The organism is Streptomyces sp. WAC00040 (assembly GCF_056835925.1).
In genome coordinates this window covers 978,881-1,002,458 of record NZ_JAKQZE010000001.1, presented here as the reverse complement: position 1 = coordinate 1,002,458, position 23,578 = coordinate 978,881, and the positions used below count along the sequence as shown (strand labels likewise).

Annotated in this window: 18 protein-coding genes, 1 tRNA gene and 1 pseudogene; 7 read left to right on the top strand and 13 right to left on the bottom strand. The window is 70.8% G+C overall.

Features of this window, described 5'->3' with window-relative positions:
• Nucleotides 1–39: 39 nt before the first annotated feature.
• The 8 genes from MDN94_RS04510 to MDN94_RS04475 form a co-directional block, all read right to left on the bottom strand.
• Nucleotides 40–1,302: a nucleotide-binding protein gene (locus tag MDN94_RS04510; RefSeq protein WP_482724669.1), complete on the bottom strand. Its 1,263-nt coding sequence runs from the start codon at nucleotides 1,300–1,302 to the stop codon at nucleotides 40–42.
• Nucleotides 1,303–1,356: 54 nt separating this feature from the next.
• Nucleotides 1,357–2,712, bottom strand: a complete 1,356-nt coding sequence (gene eccD, locus MDN94_RS04505) for a type VII secretion integral membrane protein EccD (RefSeq protein WP_482724668.1) — start codon at nucleotides 2,710–2,712, stop codon at nucleotides 1,357–1,359.
• Between the two features lie 136 nt (nucleotides 2,713–2,848).
• Nucleotides 2,849–3,145 carry a hypothetical protein gene (locus tag MDN94_RS04500; protein ID WP_482724667.1) on the bottom strand — a complete coding sequence of 99 codons (297 nt, stop codon included), beginning with the start codon at nucleotides 3,143–3,145 and terminating at the stop codon, nucleotides 2,849–2,851.
• A 177-nt stretch (nucleotides 3,146–3,322) separates the two neighbouring features.
• Nucleotides 3,323–3,916 carry an aminoacyl-tRNA hydrolase gene (gene pth, locus MDN94_RS04495; RefSeq protein ID WP_482724666.1) on the bottom strand — a complete coding sequence of 198 codons (594 nt, stop codon included), beginning with the start codon at nucleotides 3,914–3,916 and terminating at the stop codon, nucleotides 3,323–3,325.
• A gap of 106 nt (nucleotides 3,917–4,022) precedes the next feature.
• A complete protein-coding gene (locus MDN94_RS04490; protein WP_482724665.1) occupies nucleotides 4,023–4,619 on the bottom strand; it encodes a 50S ribosomal protein L25/general stress protein Ctc in 597 nt (198 codons plus the stop codon).
• Between the two features lie 258 nt (nucleotides 4,620–4,877).
• On the bottom strand, nucleotides 4,878–5,855 hold the full coding sequence (locus tag MDN94_RS04485) for a ribose-phosphate diphosphokinase (RefSeq protein WP_441264961.1): 978 nt from the start codon (nucleotides 5,853–5,855) through the stop codon (nucleotides 4,878–4,880).
• A gap of 124 nt (nucleotides 5,856–5,979) precedes the next feature.
• Nucleotides 5,980–7,455 (bottom strand): bifunctional UDP-N-acetylglucosamine diphosphorylase/glucosamine-1-phosphate N-acetyltransferase GlmU, encoded by a 1,476-nt coding sequence (gene glmU, locus MDN94_RS04480; protein WP_482724664.1) that lies wholly within the window; start codon nucleotides 7,453–7,455, stop codon nucleotides 5,980–5,982.
• Nucleotides 7,456–7,565: 110 nt separating this feature from the next.
• Nucleotides 7,566–7,637: transfer RNA gene (locus tag MDN94_RS04475), tRNA-Gln, on the bottom strand.
• Nucleotides 7,638–7,925: 288 nt separating this feature from the next.
• Here MDN94_RS04475 and MDN94_RS04470 point away from each other — a divergent pair.
• Nucleotides 7,926–9,248, top strand: coding sequence for a sensor histidine kinase (locus MDN94_RS04470; protein ID WP_482724663.1), 1,323 nt, complete (start codon nucleotides 7,926–7,928; stop codon nucleotides 9,246–9,248).
• Nucleotides 9,249–9,383: 135 nt separating this feature from the next.
• Here the strand turns inward: MDN94_RS04470 and MDN94_RS04465 are convergent, their stop codons facing one another.
• Together MDN94_RS04465 and MDN94_RS04460 are read right to left on the bottom strand one after the other, a co-directional pair.
• The gene (locus tag MDN94_RS04465; RefSeq protein ID WP_441264958.1) at nucleotides 9,384–9,875 is read right to left on the bottom strand and encodes an SUKH-3 domain-containing protein; all 492 of its coding nucleotides are present in this window, start codon (nucleotides 9,873–9,875) and stop codon (nucleotides 9,384–9,386) included.
• A 10-nt stretch (nucleotides 9,876–9,885) separates the two neighbouring features.
• Nucleotides 9,886–10,392, bottom strand: a complete 507-nt coding sequence (locus tag MDN94_RS04460; RefSeq protein ID WP_482724662.1) for a YwqJ-related putative deaminase — start codon at nucleotides 10,390–10,392, stop codon at nucleotides 9,886–9,888.
• Between the two features lie 231 nt (nucleotides 10,393–10,623).
• On the opposite strand from MDN94_RS04460, the gene MDN94_RS04455 reads away from it, so the two are divergent.
• From MDN94_RS04455 to MDN94_RS04445, 3 genes are all read left to right on the top strand, one after another.
• On the top strand, nucleotides 10,624–11,637 hold the full coding sequence (locus MDN94_RS04455) for an HNH endonuclease (protein ID WP_482724661.1): 1,014 nt from the start codon (nucleotides 10,624–10,626) through the stop codon (nucleotides 11,635–11,637).
• Between the two features lie 7 nt (nucleotides 11,638–11,644).
• Entirely contained in the window at nucleotides 11,645–14,350 is a 2,706-nt protein-coding gene (locus MDN94_RS04450; RefSeq protein WP_482724660.1) for an SUKH-4 family immunity protein, read from the top strand.
• Between the two features lie 115 nt (nucleotides 14,351–14,465).
• Nucleotides 14,466–15,026, top strand: a complete 561-nt coding sequence (locus MDN94_RS04445) for a hypothetical protein (RefSeq protein ID WP_482724659.1) — start codon at nucleotides 14,466–14,468, stop codon at nucleotides 15,024–15,026.
• Between the two features lie 60 nt (nucleotides 15,027–15,086).
• Here MDN94_RS04445 and MDN94_RS04440 read toward each other — a convergent pair whose 3' ends face one another.
• On the bottom strand, nucleotides 15,087–16,688 hold the full coding sequence (locus tag MDN94_RS04440) for a sodium/solute symporter (protein WP_482724658.1): 1,602 nt from the start codon (nucleotides 16,686–16,688) through the stop codon (nucleotides 15,087–15,089).
• The gene (locus tag MDN94_RS04435; RefSeq protein ID WP_482724657.1) at nucleotides 16,685–17,158 is read right to left on the bottom strand and encodes a DUF485 domain-containing protein; all 474 of its coding nucleotides are present in this window, start codon (nucleotides 17,156–17,158) and stop codon (nucleotides 16,685–16,687) included. Before MDN94_RS04435 ends, MDN94_RS04440 begins: the two co-directional genes overlap by 4 nt.
• Before the next feature lie 316 nt (nucleotides 17,159–17,474).
• Between MDN94_RS04435 and MDN94_RS04430 the strand changes: the two genes are divergently transcribed.
• Entirely contained in the window at nucleotides 17,475–17,786 is a 312-nt protein-coding gene (locus tag MDN94_RS04430; protein ID WP_307706819.1) for a DUF6506 family protein, read from the top strand.
• Between the two features lie 296 nt (nucleotides 17,787–18,082).
• On the opposite strand, the gene MDN94_RS04425 is transcribed toward MDN94_RS04430, so the two are convergent.
• The gene (locus MDN94_RS04425) at nucleotides 18,083–19,609 is read right to left on the bottom strand and encodes an MFS transporter (RefSeq protein WP_482724656.1); all 1,527 of its coding nucleotides are present in this window, start codon (nucleotides 19,607–19,609) and stop codon (nucleotides 18,083–18,085) included.
• Between the two features lie 385 nt (nucleotides 19,610–19,994).
• On the opposite strand from MDN94_RS04425, the pseudogene MDN94_RS04420 reads away from it, so the two are divergent.
• Nucleotides 19,995–20,777: pseudogene (locus MDN94_RS04420) on the top strand (ABC transporter ATP-binding protein); the annotation flags it as partial.
• A gap of 1 nt (nucleotide 20,778) precedes the next feature.
• Entirely contained in the window at nucleotides 20,779–23,355 is a 2,577-nt protein-coding gene (locus MDN94_RS04415) for an ABC transporter permease (protein ID WP_482724655.1), read from the top strand.
• Nucleotides 23,356–23,578 lie beyond the last annotated feature (223 nt).

Genomic DNA, 23,578 nt, shown 5'->3' with positions numbered 1-23,578 from the left:
GTCGGGCTCGGCAGGGGAACCATGGGGCTCGGCATGGGATCAGTGACGTTTCTGCGACAGCTGGAACACGTCGGCCGACAGACGGGCGGCGGCCTGCCGGGTCGAACGGGCCAGCAGAGCCGTGTGGATCGCACCGCCTGCCGCCAGATGCCGGTCGTAGGGCAGGACATGCACGCCGACTCCCGTCGCTTCGAGCCGCGCGACCGCCTTGTCCAGGTCCAGTCCCCGGTGCGGCACCAGTTCCGTGAGCACGACGACCGTGCCGGCGATCATGTGCCGGGGCAGCCCCTGCATCCACTGGAGCACCGCGATCGTGCTGGTGATGCCCTCCAGCGTGGCGGGTGCGGTCAGGACCCGGGCCTGGGCGGCGGAGAGCGCGACGCGGGCGACCTCGGCGGGCAGAGTCTCGCAGTCGACGACCGTCACACCGAAATAGCGGCGCAATGACACCATGACCCGCCCGTACGCCCGGGTGTCGAGCATCGCGCCGATCTGGCCCTGGCTGCCGGGCAGCAGCCAGGCATTGCCCGGAAGCTGGACGAGATATCCGGTGACGTCGAGCAGGGACATCTGCGGCTCGACGATGTCCGCCACGTCGCCGATCGTCCAGCGCAGCGACTGTGCGCCGAGCCGCAGCGGCAGAGAGCCGAGCGCCGGATCCGCCTCGACCAGGAGGACGGGGTCCTGCCGATAGTGGGAGTACGTGGTGCCGAGCAGCGCCGCGACGGTCGACTTGCCGGCGCCGCCGCGTATGGAGGTGACTGCGATCTGGCGACCGGTAGTCACGGGCTGCTGGAGCACCTCTGCGGTACGGGTGCTCTCGGCGACCTCACGCGCGGCCGACGACACGACGATGCGCCCCACGGCGCGGGCGGCGCGGGCGGCGAAGGACTCGCCGCGGCGGGGCCCGCGACGTGCTGCGGCGACGTCCGCGCTGACGACGGGCCGTGAGTCGGGGGCGCGCCGGGGCCCGGCGGCGAGGCCGGCGGCCTGGGGAGGAGTGGGACGGGGAGGGGGCTGCACCTGAGGGTGGTGCGCCGGGCTGCCTTGCGCGGGGGTCGGGTGCGGCTGCGCCTGCGGTGCCTGAGCCCCAGGGACCGGGGCCGGGGCTTGGTGGGTCTGCGGCTGCGGCTGCGGCTGCGGCTGCGGGTGAGGCTGAGGCTGCTGGGCTGCTTGTGTCTGCGATCCGCCGCCGCCCCGGCGGGGCTGGGAACTGCCCTGCGACGAGGCCGTATCCGGAGTCCTGTCGCCCCCTCTCAGGTCACGCAGCAGATCGCGCTGCCAGTTGTCTCCGTTCGGCATGCCCGCCGTCTCCTCCGCCCTGCTGCCCCGCCCCCGGAGCGCCTTCGCGTTGACTCAGAACTTGTTGAGCAGCTGTCCGTACGCGCCGAACACTCCCACGGCGAGCGGGAAGAGCCCCACCACTCCGATCGATTCGACCAGATCGGCCGTCCGCCGCAGCCGGACCCGAACATGCTCGGGAGGCTGGACCGCCAGGACGAGCAGCGGCAGCACGGCGGCGGCGCACAGCACGGCGAGCGGACCGGCACCCCCGGCGTGATTCATCCACAGCACGACGAGGCGTACGACGAGTGCCGCCGCAGCGATGAAGAGGACCACTACCTCCGCGACCAGCGGGAAGGCCCGTGCGCGGGACAACAGCACCACGGCGACGAGCGAGGGCAGCACCACCGTCCACACGGTCGGTCTCCCGGCCAGGGTGAGCAGCCACCCTGCGGCGGCTGCGGACATCGCGGCGACCATTGTCGCGATGGCGAGCCCGCGGTGTGTGGCCGCGAGCGCATTGGCCACCGTGTGGCGGCTGACGGAAATGCCACCCGAGCGGCGGTCGTCGAGGGCGGCGAGTCCCGACGTCATCAGGGCGATCCGCGGCAGCAGGCCGAGCAGCACCACGGAGAAGAGAGCCATGACCGCTCCCAGCCGGGCCGGCTCGTCCTGGACTGCGGCAACGGCTTCCCACACGACCGTGACGACGCCGGTGGCCAGGGCTCCGATGACTCCTCCGCGGCCGAGCGGCGAGAAATGACCGAGGAGGAGCAGCGTCAGAACCAGCGACGTCGCGACGACGGCGAGCCTCGCGGTGGTGGGCCAGCCGTATGCGTCGGCGGCGGTCCACGCGGCGAGAACGCCGAGCCCGCCGGAGGTCAAGAGGAGGGCGGTCGCCAGACCGCGGTTGCCCCCACCGATCCTGGCGACGATCGCTCCCGCGGTTGCGAGGACGAGTGTGACGGCCCCGAGCGCGCCCGCCAGGGAGCCGAGCCCGACCTCACGGCGGGCGAGCAGCGCGGCAATCACCGCGAACATGACAGTGGCCACCCCTGCGGCCGCACGGCGGGTGCTGGGCCGCCAGCGCCAGGTCTGCAGGTCGAGGTCGTCGGCGACCAGGTCGATGACGTCGTGCACCACAGGGGCAGGCGGGGCGGAGTGTGTCCTGACCAATTGAAGGACTGCGCCGTCGGATATCCCGGCCGAGGCCAGCGTGCTCTCGTGCGACAACGCCGAGCCGTCGGCGGTGAGCAACTGCCGTGTCATGGGACGCGACGCGGCCCGGTCGTCCAGCAACTGGAGGATATCGGGTAGCAGTTGACCGATGGGAGTGTCGGAGGGCAGGACGATGTCGGCGCGGCGTCGCTCGCCGACCAGTGTCACCCTGCTCAGTTGCGCCCGGGAAGCCGTTGCTGTACTCACCACTTGCGGGAACCTATCACCGCGCCGCAGTGAACTCCCGGGTGCTTTGCGTCGATCCGTATGGTCACCGAATCCCCCGATTCTCTTCCGGTGAATCTCTCCGCCACTGCGAACTCTTCGCGCATGAGCGGCGTTGTCGTCAACTCTTTCCGGCGCCCGCCGACTTCTCCGGCTCCGGGGACTGCACCGGCTGCTGGTACCGCTGCTCCTGGCGTTTCTGCTCGGCCTTCTGCCTCTCCAACGTGTGCTGGAGGAAGGACCACCCGATGCACCCGGCGCACAGGACCGCCGCTATCGCGATACCTGCGAACAGCTTCCCGAGCCTCTCGTCCGCACTGAGGCGCGTCCGCTGTGCTCCGAAAAGCAGAGCGTCCCGCAATCTGCGCCGGCGTACCGCCACCGACTCCAGAAGCTGGCTGTCGTAATCCCGTGACATTCTCGCTCCGTCGCCTCAGCCGTCCGTCACATCCGCCGCGCGGGAGCACGTCGTGCCGTCGCGGTCGACGACCGTCCGCGGCAGTCCTGATCGAGGCACGCGAAACCCCTCGCCATGGCCTTTGCAACATAGAGCATGGCCGCGACGCGGACGCACTCGGACCGCCGCCGGACGCGCCTACGAGTTGTACGTCCCCTGCGCCCGCTCCAGGCCGTCGATCACCAGGCACTCCACCGCGTCGGCCGCACGGTCCACGAAGTAGTCGAGTTCCTTGCGCTCCGCCGAGGAGAAGTCCTTCAGGACGAAGTCCGCCACCTGCATCCGCCCCGGCGGCCGGCCGATGCCGAAGCGCACCCGGTGGTAGTCCGGGCCCATCGCCTTGGTCATGGACTTCAGACCGTTGTGCCCGTTGTCCCCGCCGCCCAGCTTCAGCCGCAGCGTGCCGAAGTCGATGTCCAGCTCGTCGTGGACGGCGACGATGTTCGCCGTCGGCACCTTGTAGAAGTCCCGCAGCCCCGTCACCGGGCCGCCGGACAGATTCATGTACGACATCGGCTTGGCCAGGATCACCCGCCGGTTGGACGGCCCTGGAGCCCCGATCCGGCCCTCCAGCACCTGCGCCTGAGCCTTCTGGGCGCGCTTGAACGAGCCGCCGATGCGCTCCGCCAGCAGGTCCGCGACCATGAAGCCGACGTTGTGGCGGTTGGCCGCGTACCCGGGCCCGGGATTGCCGAGACCGACGATCAGCCAGGGCGCGTTCGTGTCGGACATCTGTGCTGCGTCTCCTCGTAGAGATGGCCGTGAACAGGGGAACGGGGTGGCGGGCCGCAGCCCGCCACCCCGTCAGCAGTCGTCAAGCTCCGGAAGAGCTTACGGCTCAGGCCTCGGCAGCCTCTTCGCCCGCGCCCTCGGCGCCCTCGGCGGCCGGCTCCTCGGCCTGCGCGGCCAGGACCTGCAGGACGACGGTGTCGTCCTCGACCGTCAGCGTGGTGCCCTTGGGCAGGGTGATGTCCTTGGCCAGGACGGAGTCACCGGCGGACAGGCCCTCGATGGAGACCGAGACGGACTCGGGGATGTGGGTGGCCTCGGCCTCGACCGGCAGGGCGTTCAGCACGTGCTCGACCAGGAAGGCACCCGGCGCCAGGTCACCCTCGGTGTGAACCGGGATGTCGACGCTGACCTTCTCGCCGCGCTTCACGAGCAGCAGGTCGACGTGCTCCAGGAAGCCCTTCAGCGGGTCGCGCTGCACGGCCTTCGGGATGGCCAGCTCGCTCGTGCCACCGAGGTCCAGGGAGATCAGGACGTTCGGGGTGCGCAGGGCGAGCAGCAGCTCGTGGCCCGGCAGCGTGACGTGGACCGGGTCGGTGCCGTGACCGTAGAGGACGCCGGGGACCTTGTTGTCGCGGCGGATACGGCGGGCAGCGCCCTTGCCGAACTCGGAACGGCGCTCGGCGGTGAGCTTCACCTCGGACATGTGCACTCCTCGTATTGAGCAGAAATCTGGTGGCGGTCACCCGGCCACGACAGGCCTGCTACGAAGAGCGCGTCGATAACGGACCGCCGCACGAAAGTGCGGCCTCCCTCGCCGAGCAACTTCAGCAGTCTACCCAGCTCGCTCCCTCAGGCCCAAAGTGGATCACTCCGGCATGCGCAAGGGCCGCCCCGCGCAATGCGGGGCGGCCCTTGCGGAACGTTACGCCTGGCCGTTACGACCGGCCGTCGCGTCCGTCCGTCACGCCTGCTCCTCGAAGAGGCTCGTCACGGAGCCGTCCTCGAAGACCTCGCGCACGGCACGGGCGATCGTCGGCGCGATCGACAGCACCTTGATCTTGTCGAGCTCCAGCTCGCCGGGGGTCGGCAGCGTGTTCGTCAGGACGAACTCGCTCACCTTCGAGTTCTTCAGGCGGTCCGCCGCCGGCCCGGACAGGATGCCGTGCGTCGCCGTCACGATCACGTCCTCCGCACCGTGCGCGAAGAGCGCGTCCGCCGCGGCGCAGATCGTGCCACCCGTGTCGATCATGTCGTCCACCAGCACGCAGACGCGGCCCTCGACCTCACCGACGACCTCGTGGACGGTCACCTGGTTGGCGACGTCCTTGTCGCGGCGCTTGTGGACGATCGCCAGCGGCGCGTCCAGCCGGTCGCACCAGCGGTCGGCCACGCGCACCCGGCCGGCGTCCGGGGAGACGATCGTCAGCTTGTTGCGGTCGACCTTGGCGCCCACGTAGTCGGCGAGCACCGGCAGCGCCGACAGGTGGTCCACGGGGCCGTCGAAGAAGCCCTGGATCTGGTCCGTGTGGAGGTCCACCGTGAGGATGCGGTGGGCACCCGCGCACTTCAGCATGTCCGCGATCAGACGGGCCGAGATCGGCTCACGGCCGCGGTGCTTCTTGTCCTGACGGGCGTAGCCGTAGGACGGGATGATCACGGTGATGCTCCGGGCGGAAGCCCGCTTCAGAGCGTCGATCATGATCAACTGCTCCATGATCCACTTGTTGATGGGCGCCGTGTGGCTCTGGATCAGGAAGCAGTCCGCACCACGGGCGGACTCCTGGAAGCGGACGTAGATCTCGCCGTTGGCGAAGTCGAATGCCTTCGTCGGGACGAGGCCCACACCCAACTGGTGTGCAACCTCCTCGGCCAGCTCGGGGTGGGCGCGGCCGGAGAAGAGCATCAGCTTCTTCTCGCCGGTCGTCTTGATCCCGGTCACAGCACTGTCTCCTCAGACGTGTTCTCTGGTCGCGGAAGTCAGGGCACCAGGGTCCTGGACGCGAGCCAGCCGAATTTTGTGTGCACGTATCACGGTACGCCGAGTTCGACGCAGCCGTTTTCGGTCAGTTCTCCTCGGCGACCTGTTCCGTTGCCGCCGCGGCAGCCTGGGCGGCCGCGCTTCCGGGGCGCTTGCGAGCCACCCAACCCTCGATATTCCGCTGCTGGCCGCGGGCGACGGCCAGCGAACCCGCCGGCACATCCTTCGTGATCACGGAGCCGGCGGCGGTGTAGGCACCGTCCCCCACCGTGACAGGAGCCACAAACATGTTGTCCGAGCCCGTCTTGCAGTGCGACCCGATCGTCGTGTGGTGCTTCGCCTCCCCGTCGTAGTTCACGAAGACGCTCGCGGCGCCGATGTTCGTGTACTCGCCGATCGTCGCGTCGCCCACGTACGACAGGTGCGGCACCTTCGTGCCTTCACCGATCGACGAGTTCTTCATCTCGACGAACGTGCCCGCCTTGGCCTTCAGGCCAAGACGCGTACCGGGCCGCAGATAGGCGAACGGGCCCACCGAGGCGCCCTCGCCCACCGTGGCCGAATCCGCCACCGTGTTGTCCACCCGGGCGCCCGCACGCACGGTCGTGTTCGTCAGGCGCGAGTTCGGACCGACCTCCGCGCCCTCCGCGATGTGCGTGGTGCCGAGCAGCTGCGTACCGGGGTGCACCACCGAGTCCGGCTCGAACGTCACCGTCACGTCGACGATCACCGAAGCCGGGTCCACGACCGTGACGCCGGCCATCATGGCCTGCTCCAGCAGCCGCTCGTTCATCAGCCTGCGGGCCTCCGCCAGCTGCACCCGGTTGTTGATGCCCAGGATCTCGCGGTGGTCGCCGGCCAGGGACGCGCCGACCCGGTGACCCGCCTCGCGCAGGATTCCCAGCACGTCGGTCAGGTACTCCTCGCCCTGGCTGTTGTCCGTCCGCACCTTCGTCAGGGCGTCGGCGAGGAGCTGCCCGTCGAACGCGAACACACCGGAGTTGATCTCACGGATCGCGCGCTGTTCGTCGGTGGCGTCCTTGTGCTCGACGATCGCGGTCACGGCTCCGGTGGCGGCGTCCCGCACGATGCGCCCGTAGCCGGTGGAGTCCGGCACCTCGGCGGTCAGCACGGTCACCGCGTTGCCGTCGGCCGAGTGCGTCGCTGCCAGCGCGGAGAGCGTGGCGCCGGAGAGCAGAGGGGTGTCGCCGCACACGACGACGACGGTTCCTCCCCCGGATCCTTCGGTCTGGCGGGACCCCCAGGCGTCGCCGAGCTCCTCGAGCCCCATCCGCACGGCGTGCCCGGTGCCGTTCTGCTCGGCCTGGAAGGCGGTCCGCGTGCCTGCGTAGTGCTCCCCGAGGTGCGCCTCGACCTGCTCCCGTGCGTGCCCGACGACCACCACGAGCTGCTCGGGGTCGAGCTCACGTGCCGCGGACACGACGTGTCCGACGAGCGAACGTCCGGCGATTTCGTGCAGGACCTTGGGAGTCTTCGACTTCATGCGGGTGCCCTCACCCGCTGCGAGGACGACGACGGCTGCCGGGCGATTGGCGCTCACGGGTATGCCCTTCGGCTTCGGGTGGTGGGACATCCGAAGGATACCGGGGGGTTTCGGGCCGGAAACGAGCGCGGGTCCCGACCGGTAGGCCAGGACCCGAAGGCGAACAGCTCCCCCGCCAGGATTCGAACCCGGACATAAGGCACCAAAAGCCTCAGTGCTGCCAATTACACCACAGGGGACCAAAGGCGACTAAACCGGACAGATGGCAAGGCGCCTGTTTGGGCACCCAACACTATGCCGTACCAAGTGCCCTCCGTGCGACGGTAAAGGTCGGCGCTCCGGGTGGCGTGGGCGCGTATCCGCTCGCGAGTGACGGTGATCGTCGTCCGGCGCACGGACGTCCCGGTCGAAACTCTGGTCGATTCACCAGTTCGAGCGGGTCGGGAGCATTCCTCCCCGGAACGAGCTCGCTGGATGCTGTCGTGCTCCCGTGAAAATGACTCGCACCCGCCCGTAGGCTGGAACACATGACCACAACGGGGGCACAGCAGGAGGCCTCGGGTTCTACCGCCCGGGGTCCGCTGTGGTGGAGACGGCGGCGCAGTGCCGTGCTGGACGTGGGACTTGCCGTCGCCTCCGCCGTCGAGTGTGCGCTACAAGGTGTCGGGTTCGCGGATCAGGCCGCGCTGCCCGTGCCGTTGGGCGTGCTGTTCGGGCTGGCGGTCGGGTCCGTGCTGGTGCTGAGACGTCGGTGGCCGATCGCCGTCGTCCTGGTGTCCATCGCGACCACGCCGGCCGAGATGGGCTTTCTGATGGGGCTCGTCGGGCTGTACACGCTCGCCGCCTCCGACGTGCCGCGGCGGATCACGGCGACGCTGGCGGGGATGGCCCTGTCCGCGACGTTCATCGTGACGTTCGTGCGCGTGCGGCAGGACGTGGAGGCGGGGGACTACAGCGCACCGTACGTACCGTTGATGGCCGTCTTCATGTCTCTCGGGCTGACGGCCCCTCCGGTGCTGCTCGGCCTCTACATAGGGGCCCGTCGGCGGCTCATGGAGAGTCTGCGGGAGCGGGCGGACAGCCTGGAGCAGGAGCTGTCGCTGCTGGCCGACCGGGCGGAGCAGCGGGCGCAGTGGGCGCGTCAGGAGGAGCGGACCCGTATCGCGCGCGAGATGCACGACGTGGTGGCCCATCGGGTGAGTCTGATGGTGGTGCATGCGGCGGCGTTGCAGGCGGTGGCGTTGAAGGACCCGCAGAAGGCCGTCAAGAACGCGGCGCTGGTGGGGGACATGGGCCGCCAGGCGCTGACGGAGCTGCGGGAGATGCTCGGGGTGCTGCGTTCGGGCGAGAGCCGGGTGAGGGCGCAGGCGGACGTGCCGCCGCTGGCCGCGGTGGGCGCGGCGGCTGCGGCCGCCGCTGCCGCCGCCGCGGAGGACGGGCCGTGCATCGAGGACATCGAGGTGCTCGTGGGCCAGTCGCGGCAGGCGGGCATGGTGGTGGAGCTCGCCGTGCAGGGGGACGTGCGGGTGTATCCGCCCGAGGTGGAGCAGACGGCGTACCGGGTGATCCAGGAGGCGCTGACCAACGTCCACAAGCACGCCGCGGGCGCCAAGGTGATGGTGCGCCTGGCCCATCGCGACGAGGAGGTCGCGATGCAGGTGGAGAACGGCGCCCCGGACGCGGCGGGTGGCGCGGCGGACGCCGGGCTGCCGAGCGGCGGCAACGGTCTGGTGGGTATGCGGGAGCGGGTCACCGCGCTGGGCGGGGTCTTCGTGTCGGGGCCGACGGACGCGGGGGGCTTCCGGGTGTCGGCGGTACTGCCCGACCGGGCTGAGGTCAGCCTGCGGTGAGCGACTCCCCCCGGCCACGGCCGGGGGAGTCAGCCGCGAGTGACTGTGGCCCCCGGGCCTCGGCGGCGCGACATGTGTCCGGGCCGCCTGGCGCGGGTCGTCAGTCCCTGGTGCCGGTGAGTCCAAGGTGGCGGCTCAGCCCGGGGTGAGCCGGGTCGGCTGGACGCCGGTGACGAGGGTGGTCAGGGCCTGGTCGATGTCGGCGCCGAGATACCAGTCGCCGGTGTGGTCGATGCTGTAGACCCGGCCTTCCATGTCCATGGCGAGCACAGCCTGTTGGTCGCCCTCCATACCGAGCGGTGAGATCTCGGTGTCGAGTGCCCGGCCGAGGTCGGCCAGGGTGCGTGCCAGATGGAGGCCTTCGAGCGGGTCGAAACGCAGTGGCGCGGGCGCGTGCTGCCGTCCCGGCCCGGGCGCGACGACGGTGAGCCCGCCGAACTCCGCCCATGCCTCCACGGCGGCAGGGAAGACCGTGTGCTGATGGCCGGCCGGCGAGACGTGTGCGCGCAGGGTGTCCGCCCAGTGCTCGGCCTGTTTGATGTCCCAGCGGCCTGGTTGCCAGCCCGCATCGCGCAGCGCGGCGTCGACGGCGACGGGGAAGCGGGTGGTGCTGAGGTGGTCGGGCATCGGTCGCGGGTCAGCCGTTCTCGGGTGCGGTCGGGGCGACGGGGCGTACGCCGAAGTGGTCGAGCATCGCGGTGCACGACCGGCAGGGCGGGGCGTAGCTGCCGTGCAGGGGGTCGCCGTCCTCGCGGATGCGGCGTGCGGTGAGCTTGGCGTGCTTGAGCGCGCGCCGGGCCTCGCCATGGGTGAGTGGCTTGCGCTGGGCGCGCTTGGAGCGCTGGGTCTCCGCGGCGTTCAGATGGCGGGACAGCAGGATCGCCTCCGGGCAGCGTCCGGTGAAGCGTTCGCGCTGGCCGCTCGTGAGGGTGTCGAGGAAATCCTGTACGAGTGGGTGGAGGACCGGCGGCTGGTCGCCCTTGCCCGCCGTGCAAGTGAGGGTCTCTCCGCGTACGGAGAGTGCGGCCGCCACTGCGGGCAGGATTCCGTCACGGCGGTGCCGCAGTCCGGGCGCCCGCCCGGACCCGTCGGCGCTCCACCTGAGGCGTGGATCACCTGATGTGCTTGGTTGCGCTGTGTGCATGGTGTTGCCGTCCCTCCCGTGCACTCCCCCGTGGTGCGGTAGACAGCCTGCCAAATGGGGTGGCTGGTAAGGAAGCTGGGTAGCTGAAACGTGTCGCCGTGGTGTCGTCGCATGGCCTTTGGGTCACTCGAAAGTGACTCTTCGTTACGGAACCGGAGGCCCGGCAGTCACTATTGCCGCACCGCTTAGGCTGTGCTGAACCAGCCAGAAGCCAGCAGGGGGCAGAACGCCATGACGACAGGTCGGCAAGGCCTGGGGGCAGCTACGGGCCCCGGGGCCGGTGCGGGTACCGCGCCACCGAATGCGGCCTACGCCGGGCAGGTCGTGCACTTCCCGGACCCGGTCCGTGCCTCCCGTCACCCCAGAGGGGTGCGGGTCGACGACGGGGGATACCCGGATTTCTCGCCGTACGCCCGCGCGGCGGCGGAGATCGCAGAGCCTCCTGAGGGTTTCGGCGTGGACGAGTTGCGCCTCACGGACTTCGTCTCCGCGAACGCCGCTCTGGCCGCGCAAGGGCACCCCCTGTGGGACACCGTCCCGGCGGTCGCGACGCCCCACGGCTGGACGTGGCACCACGTACCCAACTCGCGGCGGCTGGAGCTCGTGCCCGTCGAGGTGAAGGCGCTGCTGCGCCATCACGGCGGTCTTACGACGGCGACCGTGGACCACTCCAAGCGGGGCACGCGCCCGCTCCAGGAGACGCGGCCCGCCCACTTCGGCCTGCCGAAGGGCGCCGTGTCGGTGAGCGAGCAGCAGTTGCGGCACGTCGAGGAGGATCTCGGTTACCGTCTGCCCGGCGCGTACCGCTCCTTCCTCAAGGCGGCGGGCGGTTCGGCGCCGGTCGGCGCGGCGCTCGACGCGGAGCTGGGACTGCTGGTGGACCAGCCGTTCTTCACGGTGCGCGAAGAGGCCGCGGTCAACGACCTGGTGTACGTCAACAAGTGCCTGCGGGACCATCTGACCAAGGACTATCTGGGCGTCGCGTTCGTCCAGGGCGGGATCCTCGCGCTGAAGGTGCGGGGCACGGACATCGGTTCGGTGTGGTTCTGCGCGTACGACGACGCCCGCGACCAGGACGGGTGGAATGTGCAGGAGCGCGTGGAGAGGCTGCTGCTGCCCTGCGGCGATGACTTCGACGCGTTCCTGCAGCGGATCGCGGGCAATCCGCCGGAGCTGGAGACCGTGGCGAATCTGATGGTGGACGGCGGCTTCGCGCGCGCCGTTCCCGTTTCGGGCGAGGGGTGATCGACCGGTGGTGACTTTCGCGCAGGCGCAGGAGCGCGCCGAGGAGTGGGTCAACGGCGACGTGCCCGCGTACCAGCACCGTGAGGTGCGGGTCCGCGAGTTCGACCTCGGATTCGTCGTGTGGGCGGAGGACCGCGAGCAGGGGGCCCGTTCCGACGGCGGCCGCCAGCGGCTGGTGATCGCCAGGGACAGCGGTGAGGCGACGCTGTGGCCGGGGCTGCCGGTCGGTGAGGTGATCCGCCGGTACGAGGAGGAGTACGGGGGTGCCCAGGACGCCTCGCAGGCTCCGGCGCCGGAAGCGCCGCAGCGGATAGATCTGAACCAGACGTCGTTCCTGTTGAGTCCGCCCGAGTGGCTCCAGGACGCGGCGGACAGGATGGGTATCCCCGACCGGCGTTCGTCGTCGGACTCCTCGGCTCCGGCGGCTTCCGCTGCCCCCGCCTCCGGTGTGGACGCGTCGTCGGCCCCCGTTGCCGGGACGCCCGACGGCCGGGATTCCATCGGAGGCAACGCGTCGCAGGCGACGGGCAGTTCGGCTGCCTCGTCGCTGTCCTCGTCGCCCTCGTCCGCCTCCTCGTCCTCTTCTTCCTCCGCTGCTTCCGCGTCGTCCTCGGCGGGATCCGGCTGGCCGGAGGCCGGTTCGTCGCCGGGCGCGGACGCCTCGCGGGGCGGATCCGCGTGGCCGAGTGCCGGGGCGGCCGACTACGAGCCGACGGCGTCCGACGGGGTGCCTGCCACGCCGTCCGGCGGCACCGGCTGGACGGACACCAGCTCCGAGGGTCCTGACGACGCGTCGGTGCCGTTGCCGGCCACCGTTTTCGCGCCGCCGGTGTCGCTGGACGACAGCAGCCCACCGCCGCCTGTCGCGGCCGACGCCCCCACGGCGCTGATGTCGGGCGGGAGTCAGCTGCCGAGGACCGCGATCGTGCCGGGACTGGGCGCGCAGCCGCAGTCGGGGCCGCCGCAGCCGTCGCAGCAGACGCCGCCGCCCGCTCCGGGCGCCGGTGCCGCCGACATCGCGGACGCGGCGACGAGCAAGGCCGTCCTGCCGCCGCGCGGTGCGCGTGGTGGTACGGGCTCGACGACCCCGCCACCGCCCGGTGCTCCCGGCACGCCCGGCGCCCGGCCGGCCGCCGGCGCGACGCCGCCGCCGTCGGGTCCGGGCGCGCCCGGCGCCCCGGCGGGCGGCTACCTGCCGACCCAACTCGTCTCGCAGCTCGGCCCCGAGGGCCCGCAGCCTCCCGGTCCGCCTGCGCCTCCTGGTTCGACGCCGCCGCCCACGGGCGGGGTGCATCAGGCCGCGACGATGCTGGCCGGTCCCGCGCAGATGGGTCCGGGGGCTCCGCAGCCTCCGGGTCCGCCCGGTGCGCCGAGGCCGCCGGGTTCCACGCCGCCGCCTCCCGGTCCGCCCGCGCCTCCCGCGCCTCCTGGTTCGACGCCGCCGCCCACGGGCGGGGTGCATCACGCGGCGACGATGCTGGCCGATCCGAGTCAGATGGGTCCGGGGGTTCCGCAGCCTCCCGGTCCGCCTGCGCCTCCTGGTTCGACGCCGCCACCCGGCGGTGGGGTGCATCAGGCCGCGACGATGCTGGCCGGTCCCGCGCAGATGGGTCCGGGGGCTCCGCAGCCCCCAGGTCCGCCCGGCCCTCCCGGCGCCCCCGGCCCGGTGCCGAACGCGCCGCAGCCTCCGATGGCCGGCGGTCGTCCGCCGTACGGCTACCCCCAGCAGCCCACCGGTGTGCCGACGGTCGGCCCGGGCTACCAGGCCGTCCTGCGCTACCGCGCCCCCGACGGGTCGGAGGCCCAGCTGATCCGCCGCTCCGCGCCGGGCACCCCGCACCCGGAGTGGCAGATCCTGCACGAGCTGCGCGCGATGAACGTGCCGCCCCAGCAGGTGCTGGAACTGCACACGGAGCTGGAGTCGTGCGAGCTGCCGGGTGCGTACTGCGCGCGGATGATCCGCGAGACATGGCCGCAGGCACGGATCACGTCGATCGCCCCGTACGGCAGGGACCACGCCTCGCGTCAGCAGGGGATGCGGCAACTGCTCGCCCACCAGGGTGAGTTGCACCAGGTCGCGGACGGGCCCGCCCGTCCCGCGCCGGTGCGCGCCCCGCTGCCGCAGGTGCCGCCGGCGCCGCCGATCCCGCCGGAGGGTGTGGCACAGGAGCTGGCGGGTGCGTTCGGGCCGCAGGGGCTGTGCCGGTTCGACCAGCGGGCCGTGTCGCGTCAGGGAGTGCCGGAGATCGTGGCGGCGACCCTGGTGTGGGCGGGCCTGCCGGGCGACTTCAACCCGTTCTTCTGGGCGCAGCCGGCCCAGCCGGTGGTACCGACGCTGGCGGAGCTCGCCGCGCAGCGCCAGGTGCAGCCGGCGTCCGACGCCGGTTCGTACCTGGTGATCGGCAGCGACTTCGGCCGGGCGATCTGCGTCCAGTACGGCACGGCCCACATCGTGGCGGTGCCGGTGGAGTCCGGCCCCGGCGGCCAGCCGGTGGCCCCGCAGTTCGTGAACACGGGCCTGCCCGAGTTCGTGCGCTGCCTGGCGCTGCTCGGCCGTATGTGGCGGCTGCGCTTCGGCCTCACCCCGGAGCAGGCGGGCCGCTGGACGGTCGACTTCCAGGCCCAACTGGCGGCCCTGGACCCGGCGGCGCTGTCGTCGCCGGAGAGCTGGTGGTCGGTCCTCCTCGAGCAGATGTGGGACGGCCTGCTGTAGGCCCTCGCGGTGTGCCTCCAACTCCTACGGCCGGAGGCACACCGCGTCACATCCCGGCCCGCGGCTCCGTCGACGGGTGCGACGGCATCGTCGGGAGGATTTCAGCCTGTCCCCTGTGGGCCAGGAGACCTGGGCGGCAGCAGCTCTGCGCCTGTTCGAGGACGAGTGCGTGCTCGTGTCGGCGGGGCCGAGGCGTCATCCGGACTGGCGGACCGACGCTCTGTCCGTCATGAATCGGGAGTCGGACGACCCGCGTGGTTGGCTCGTCCTCGACCGGGACAAGGCGGAGGCGGCCGAGGCCCCGGAACGCAGACGTTGCTTTCCCTTCCTCGAGGCCGGCGTCGGCCTCCTTCAGGACCGTCTGCGCAAGGTGGCGCCCGAGACTGCTGCCCTCCTGCTCGTCGCGATGACGGACGACTGGTGCACGCTGGGCGACATTCCTGGTTCCACGGAGAACAAGGAGAGCCTTCTCGCTGACGCAGGGACGCTGCTCGCCCGGTTCGGGGAGCACGTGGACTGCTACACCAACATCACTGACGCCCGAACGACAGAGACGCCGGACCTCTTCGGAAGCTCCCCGGGCTGGTTCTCCCCCACCGAGTACACCGCCGACTACGGGCTTGTCGTCGCCTCATCAGAGGAGATCGGTGTCTTCTGGTCGTTCAATCCCATCTGACCTGCCGTGGGCGCCCGGTCCGTGGCCCACGGACCGGGCGCCCACGTTCGCGCGTGCGGGTCAGGAGTTCGTCGGCGTGCCCGCGAGGATCGTCGGTTCCAGGTCCTCGTAGTCGCGGCGCTGGGCCGCCGCGTCGTTGTCGTGGAGGACGGTCGCCAGCCAGCCGGCGAGGAAGCCGAGCGGGATGGAGACCAGGCCGGCCGTGGTGTACGGGAACCAGTTGAAGTCCTGGTCGGGGAAGACGGACTGCGGTGATCCGGACACCAGGTTGCTCCCGCTCGTCAGTACGAGCGCGGACACGGTTCCCACGATGAGCGTGGCGAGCAGCCCCATACGGGTGTAGCGGCGCCAGAAGAGGGTGTAGACGAGGGCGGGTGCGACGGCGGACGCGCCGATGCAGAAGGACAGGGTCAGCAGGGCCTGGAGGTTCAGGTGCCTGGCGCCGGCGGCGATCGCGATGGCGACCAGGCCGACGCCCGCCGCGGCGGACCTGGCGATGGCCATCTCGGCGCGGTCGGTGAGCCGGGCATCGCGCAGCCCGTGCGCGATCAGGTCATGGGCCAGGGTGTTGGCGCACGCCAGGGTGATTCCGGCGACCGAGGCGAGCAGCGTGAGGAAGATCGCGGTGGCCACGGCGGTGAACACCAGCGTCTCGACGGTGTTCGGGTCGGGGCCCAGCACGGCCTGGCTGACCATCAGGAACGCGGTCTTGCCCTGCGGGTCGCCGGCGGCGAGTTCCTCGTGCCCGACGAGCGCGGCCGCGCCGAAGCCGATCACGGCGATCAGGAGGCAGGTCACGACGACGATCGACACGGCCCAGGACATGGAGCGCCGCACGGCCTTCGCGTTGCGGGCGGTGAACATGCGCATCGTGATGTGGGGCAGTACGGCCGCGCCGAGCACGACGGTCAGCTGGGTGCTGATCATGTCGATCTCGTCGCCGGCGAACTGGAGTCCGGGGGTGAGATACGCGTCCTTCAGCCCGCTGCCTTCCTTGGCGGCGTCGAGCAGCACGGGAGGGCTGAAGTCGAAGCGGTCGAGGATCAGTACGGCGATGACCGTGGCCGCGCCGAGCAGGACGACGGTCTTGACGATCTGGATGAAGGCGGTGCCCTTCATGCCGCCGATCGCCGCGTACGTGATCATCAGCAGGCCGAGGAACACGATCGCCCCGGTCTTGAATCCGTCGGTGTGGAAGCCGAGGACGACGGCGAGCAGGTCGCCCGCGCCCGCCAGCTGGAAGATGACCAGCGGCAGCAGCGCGGCGAGGGTGACGGCCGCCACGGTGATCCGTACGACGGGGCCCGGGGCGCGGCGGCCGAAGACGTCGCCCATGGTGAACCGGCCCGCGTTGCGCAGGGGTTCGGCGAGCAGGAACATCATCAGGACCAGCGACAGTACGGTGCTCAGGGTGAGCGTCATGCCGTCGTACCCGAGGAGGGCGATGATGCCGATGGTGCCGAGCACGGTTCCGGCGGAGATGTAGTCGCCGGCGATGGCGAGTCCGCTCTGCATGGGGGACAGGGAGCGGTAGCCGGTGTAGAACTCGCCGAGGTCGTCCCGGTCGGGTCCGGTCATCACGCACAGCAGCAGCGTCACGGTGATGACGGCGATGAACGCCATGAGGGACATGGTCTGGGCCTCGGAGCTGAACCCGTTCATGCGCGCGCACCTCCCATGGGCGGCCGTCCGCCGTGCGGGGCCGTCCGCTCGGAGCGTTCCCTGACCGAGGCGACCAGCGGGTCCACGCGCCTGCGGGCGATCCGCTCGTAGACGGCGATCGCGGCGAGCGCCACGGGCAGTTGGACGAGTCCCAGCACCAGTCCGGTCGTGAGGCCGCCGCTGACCTCGCCGGTCATCATCGAGGGGGCGTAGGCGGACAGGAGCAGGAAGAGGACGAAGTAGCCGAGGGCGGTGAACGTCGAGACGCGCCGCAGCCTGCGGTAGGCCGAGCCGAGGCTTTGCAGTTCGCGGCCGCGCCCGTCGTCGGCCTGGTGGTGCTGCGTGCCCTGCGGCCGGTCCCAGGGCTGCGGTTCGAAGCCCCACGCGGGGTCCGCCGCCTCCTGGCGGTGCCGGCCGGGGACCCGTGGTTGCGGCGGCGGATCAGGGAAGAGCTGGTGGTGGTACGACATCGTCTTGCTCCTTGCCGCCCGGAGGGTGGGCGGGTGGCGCTGGTGGTCCGCGTACGTTACTCACGGGTATGGCGATGACGTAAGGCCTTCCCGACCAACGGGTATGTCAGTTCGGTGACGATCCTGTGCAGGAGCGAACGGACCGGCGGTAACACCGACCGATAGATCGCCCTTGCCCTGGATGGCCGGAAATCGCCCCCGGCCCCGGTGGGCACGGAAAGTTGTTTGCCGCCCTTGGGCCGCCTGAGTAGCGTCGCCGTCGTGACTTCGACCCTGCGCCTGGCCCGGCTGCCCCAGCAGATCAAGGAGCGATGACGTGGCACTCGACGCATTCGGATTCCTCTTCACCGGACGTGGACTCGACCCCGAGCGGGACCGGTCCGTGATCGAGCGTGACGGTTTCCGCGCCGTCATGGTCGGCATGGCGGACCCGTCCCGGGCACCCGAGGTCGCTGCGGCCCTGGTCGACGAAGGCATCCAGCTCATCGAACTGTGCGGCGGCTTCGGCCCCGTGTGGACAGCCAAGGTCATCGAGGCCACCAAGTCCCGCGTCCCGGTCGGCTCCGTCGGCTACGGCCCGGAGTCGATCGACGGCATGGCTGCGCTTTTCCCGCCCCAGGCGGATTGACCCCGGCCCGTCTCTCGCCGGGACCGTGTTCCTCCCCGCAAGGGGGCCCTGCAGTCCCGCCGTCCGCGGGGACAGGTGCGACGACGAGGTGGATCACCCACATCGTTGGGTCGCGCCTGACTCCATGTTGGCGACGATCCGCAGGCCCCGACCGCCGTCGGCGCAGGGAGGCGCGTAGGGCGGCAGGGCCCAGGCGGACGGTTCATGGGCCCAGTCGGCCTGTTGTCGGTCGGTGCTGGACCGCTTCGTACGCGCGGCCGCCGACGGGCGGTTCGAGGCCCCCTGACGCCGGCGCGTCAGTCCATCGGCTCGGTCCGGACCGGAAACCGCTTCGGCGCCATGAGGACCAGGACCAGCAGCGCGGCCCCCGCCGCTGCCGCCGCCCCCAGGTAGACGTGGTCGACCGCGGCGTCCACCGCCCGCCGCAGACCGTCGGCGGCGTCGGTCGTCAGCGTGCCCGGGTGCTCCAGGGCGTGGGACACGGAGTCGAGGCTGCCGCCGCCGAGGCGGGCCAGCAGGACCGCGTTGGCGACCGCGCCGAACAGGGCCGCGCCCATGGACTGGCCGACCTGGCGGCAGAAGAGGACGGACGCGGTCGTGGTGCCGCGCTCCGACCAGCCGACGGTGGACTGCACGCCGACGATCAGGGGGAGTTGGAACAGGCCGAGCGCCGCGCCGAGCAGCAGCATCGCGAGAGCCGGCTGCCACGGCTCGCCGGGGAACGGCAGCAGCGGGAAGGACAGCAGGACGAGCATGGCCGCGGTGATGCCGAGGATCGCCGTCAGCCGGAACCCGATGCGGTTGTAGACCCGGTCGGACAGGGCGGCGCTGACCGGCCAGCTGAGCGTCATCACCGACAGGACGAAGCCCGCTGCGATCGGGCCGAGGCCGAGCACGGACTGGGCGTAGGTGGGCAGGAAGACGGTCGGTGCGACCATCAGCAGGCCCAGCGCGCCGAGCGCCAGGTTGACGGCGGCGATGGTGCGGCGACGCCAGACCCAGCCCGGGATGATCGGTTCCGCAGCGCGGCGTTCGACGACGACCGTGACCGCGACGAGGACGGCGCCCCCGCCGAACAGCGCCAGTGAGGGCGCGGAGACCCAGGGCCACGCGGTGCCGCCCTGGACGAGCGCGGTGAGGAGCAGGGCGCCCGTCGCGAAGACGCACAGCGCCCCCGCCCAGTCGACGCGGGAGCGGGACGCGGGGGAGGGGCGGGCCGGTTCCACGAAGTAGCGGACGACGAGGAAGAGCGCGATCGCGCCGACCGGCAGATTGACGAGGAAGATCCAGCGCCAGTCCGCGTAACCGGCGAGCAGCCCGCCGACCGCGGGGCCGGCCACGGCCGCCGTCGCCCAGACCGTCGACAGCCTGGCCTGGATCCTGGGGCGTTCCTTCAGCGGGTAGAGGTCCGCGGCGATGGTCTGCACCGTGCCCTGGAGCGCCCCGCCGCCGAGGCCCTGGACGACGCGGAAGGCGATGAGCGCGGCCATGTTCCAGGCGACGGCGCACAACAGGGAGCCCAGCAGGAACAGGACGATGCCGGCGACGAGGACGGGCTTGCGGCCGAAGGTGTCGGAGAGCTTGCCGTACACGGGGAGGGTGACGGTGACGGCGAGGAGGTAGCCGGAGAAGAGCCAGGAGAAGACGGCGAAGCCGCCCAGGTCTCCGACGATCTGGGGCACGGCGGTCGACACGACCGTCCCGTCGAGCGCGGCCAGCGCCATGCCCAGCATGAGTGCCGCGACGACCGGGGCCCGCCCGCGGGGTGCGGCCGGGACCGCCTCTGCTCCGAACATGCGTTCCGTGCGGCCGGTGCTCCCCATCGCTGCCCCAAGTCCTTTCCGCATGCATCTATTTCCGGGACACCTTCTCACTTGAGGCTGACGCAAGGGGAGGGTGCAGTCTCGTCGCAGACCGGGTCCACCCGTGGGTGGAGGCCCCCTAGGGGCTCCTCCCTACTTCTGCCGGGGGGACGTTCGTCCCGGCGGACGACGTGAAGGCCAGGTCCCGTTCCTTAACTTGTTCTTACGGCCGCAGGAGGCCCGCAGTCGTCGCAGTTCCGGCAGGGGGGTGGGGAAAACCCCCGGACCAAGACTGCGCTGCGCACCAGCGCGCCGGACCGCTTCCGTCGGAAGACTCGACACATACCCGCGGCGACGCCGTTCGCCGGAACCAGACCGCAGATTTCCCAGAGCTAGGAGACCTACCGTGACTACGGCTGTAACCACCCCCGCACCCGGGGAGACCGGAGGGCGCACGGCCGTCGCCGCACGGGGGCGGCAGGTCGTCAAGGCGTACGGAGCCGGGGAGACCCGTGTCGTCGCGCTCGATCACGTCGATGTGGACATCGCCCGCGGGCAGTTCACCGCCATCATGGGCCCGTCGGGCTCCGGCAAGTCGACCCTCATGCACTGTCTGGCCGGTCTCGACACCGTCACCTCGGGGCAGATCTTCCTCGATGACACCGAGATCACCGGGCTGAAGGACAAGAAGCTCACCCAGCTGCGCCGGGACCGGATCGGCTTCATCTTCCAGGCGTTCAACCTCCTGCCGACGCTGAACGCCCTGGAGAACATCACCCTCCCCATGGACATCGCCGGCCGCAAGCCCGACGCCGCCTGGCTGAACCGGGTCGTGGAGACGGTCGGGCTGGGCGAGCGCCTCAAGCACCGGCCCACCGAGCTCTCCGGCGGCCAGCAGCAGCGCGTCGCCGTCGCCCGCGCCCTCGCCGCCCGGCCCGAGATCATCTTCGGTGACGAGCCCACCGGGAACCTCGACTCGCGGGCGGGCGCCGAAGTGCTCGGTTTCCTCCGCACGTCGGTCGACGAACTGGGCCAGACCATCGTGATGGTCACGCACGACCCGGTCGCCGCCTCCTACGCGGACCGCGTCCTGTACCTCGCCGACGGCCGCATCGTCGACGAGATGCTCCGGCCGACCGCGGAGGCCGTCCTCGACCGCATGAAGGACTTCGACGCGCGCGGGCGGACGCATGACCGTCTTCAGAACCTCCCTGCGCAACTTCTTCGCGCACAAGGGGCGTATGGCCCTCTCGGCCGTCGCGGTGCTGCTGTCGGTGGCCTTCGTCTCGGGCACGCTCGTCTTCACCGACACCATGAACACCACGTTCGACAAGCTCTTCGCCGTCTCCTCCGCGGACGTGACCGTCAGCCCCAAGGGCGCCGAGGACACGCAGGCCCCGGCGACCGGCAGGCCGGAGACGCTGCCCGCTTCCCTCGTCGACGAGGTGGGCAAGGTCGAGGGCGTGCAGTCCGCCGAGGGCGCCGTGTCCAGCATGAGCGTCACCGTCGTCGACTCCGAGAACAAGAACATGGGCTCCACCACCGGCGCCCCGACGATCGCCGCCAACTGGACCAAGAACGACCTCAAGTCGATGGAGATAGCCTCGGGCCACGCCCCGCGCGGCCCCACCGAGGTCATGGTCGACGCCGACACGGCCGACAAGCACAAGCTGAAGCTGGGCGACGAACTGCGGACCATCGCCGTCACCGGCGACTTCACCGCGAAGATCACGGGCATCGCGTCCTTCAAGGTCACCAACCCCGGTGCCGCCGTCGTCTTCTACGACACCGTCACCGCGCAGCGTGAACTGCTGGGCAAAGAAGGACTGTTCACCAACGTCATGGTCGTCGCCGACGAGGGCGTCAGCGACGAGGCGCTGAAGAAGAACCTGGCTTCCGCGCTGGAGCAGCCGTACAAGCTGCAGACCGCCGAGGAAGCGGCGGATGCCGGCCGCGAAGAGGTCGGCTCGTTCCTCGACGTGATGAAGTACGCGATGCTCGGCTTCGCCGGGATCGCGTTCCTCGTCGGCATCTTCCTGATCGTCAACACCTTCTCGATGCTGGTCGCCCAGCGCACCCGGGAGATCGGCCTGATGCGCGCCATCGGGTCGAGCCGCACGCAGGTCAACCGCTCCGTGCTCATCGAGGCGCTGCTGCTGGGCCTGGTGGGCTCGATCGCCGGTGTGGCCGCCGGTGTGGGGCTGGCCGTCGGGCTGATGAAGATGATGTCCGCGGTCGGTATGAACCTCTCCACCGATGACCTGACCGTCAAGTGGACGACCCCGGTGGTCGGTATGGTGCTCGGCATCGTCGTCACCGTCCTCGCCGCTTACATCCCGGCGCGCCGTGCCGGCAAGGTCTCGCCCATGGCGGCGCTGCGCGACTCGGGCATGCCGGCCGACGGCAGGGCCGGATGGATCCGCGGTGGCATCGGCCTCCTGCTCACCGGCGCCGGCGCCGCGGCGCTGCTGGTCGCCACGCAGGCGGAGAAGGCGAGCGAGGGATCGATGTTCCTCGGTCTGGGTGTGGTGCTGTCCCTGATCGGCTTCGTCGTGATCGGCCCGCTCCTGGCGGGCGGTGTGGTGCGGGTGATCAGCGCCCTGGTGCTGCGGATGTTCGGCCCGGTGGGGCGGATGGCCGAGCGCAACGCGCTGCGCAACCCGCGCCGTACGGGAGCGACCGGCGCCGCCCTGATGATCGGCCTAGCCCTGGTGGCGTGCCTGTCGGTGGTCGGCTCCTCGATGGTGGCCTCGGCGACGCAGGAGCTCGACAAGTCGGTGGGCGCCGACTTCATCGTGCAGTCCGCGGCCAACGATGGCCGCCCGATCGTGCCGCAGGCTCAGGAGGCGCTGGAGGAGGCCCCGGGCATCGAGCACGTCACCGAGTACAAGGGTGTCGACGCGAAGATCACCGCCCCTGACGGCACGGCGGAGGACCTGCAACTGGTCGCTGCGGACCCGACGTACGCCGAGGACCTGCGCCGCGAGACGGTGGCGGGCGAGCTCTCCGCCGCGTACGGCAAGGACGCGATGTCCGTCGGCAGCGACTACGCGCAGAAGCGCGGCGTGAAGGTCGGTGACACGATCAAGGTCGACTTCAAGAACGGCAGCACCGCCGATCTGAAGATCGCCGCGATCACCTCCGACGACACCAACATCGACAAGGGCGCGATGTACGTGAACATCACGACCGCCGCGCGGTACGTCCCGGCCGAGAAGATGCCCGAGAACATGATCATGTTCGCCAAGGCGGTCGACGGGCAGGAGAAGGAGGCGTACACAGCGCTGAAGAAGTCGCTCGCCGAGTACCCGCAGTACAAGGTGCAGAACCAGACCGACTTCAAGCAGGACCTGAAGGACCAGATCGGACAGCTGCTCAACATCGTCTACGGCCTGCTGGCGCTCGCGATCATCGTCGCGATCCTGGGTGTGGTGAACACCCTGGCCCTGTCGGTGGTCGAGCGGACCAGGGAGATCGGCCTGATGCGGGCAATCGGCCTCTCCCGCCGCCAGCTGCGCCGGATGATCCGCCTCGAGTCGGTGGTCATCGCCCTCTTCGGAGCGCTGCTCGGACTCGGCCTGGGCATGGGCTGGGGCACCTCCGCCCAGCAGCTGCTGGCGCTGGAGGGACTGGGCGTCCTGGAGATCCCGTGGCCGACGATCATCACGGTCTTCGTGGGCTCGGCGTTCGTGGGCCTGTTCGCGGCCTTGGTGCCGGCCTTCCGGGCGGGCCGGATGAACGTCCTGAACGCGATCGCGACGGAGTAGCGCCGGGCGGGCGCGGTACGGGGGTCCGGTCCCACCCGCACACCGAACGGCCCCGGGTGTCCGCCAAGGACGCCCGGGGCCTTCGCGCTGCCTTCGCGCTGCCTTCGCGCTGCCAGGAGCGGGACGCCGGAGGGAAGCCGTTCGCTCGCGCGAGTGACATCGGCAGGACGTAGTCTGGAGACCCCCGGCCCGTACGACGTGTCGGGCGCATCGCGTTGTCCAC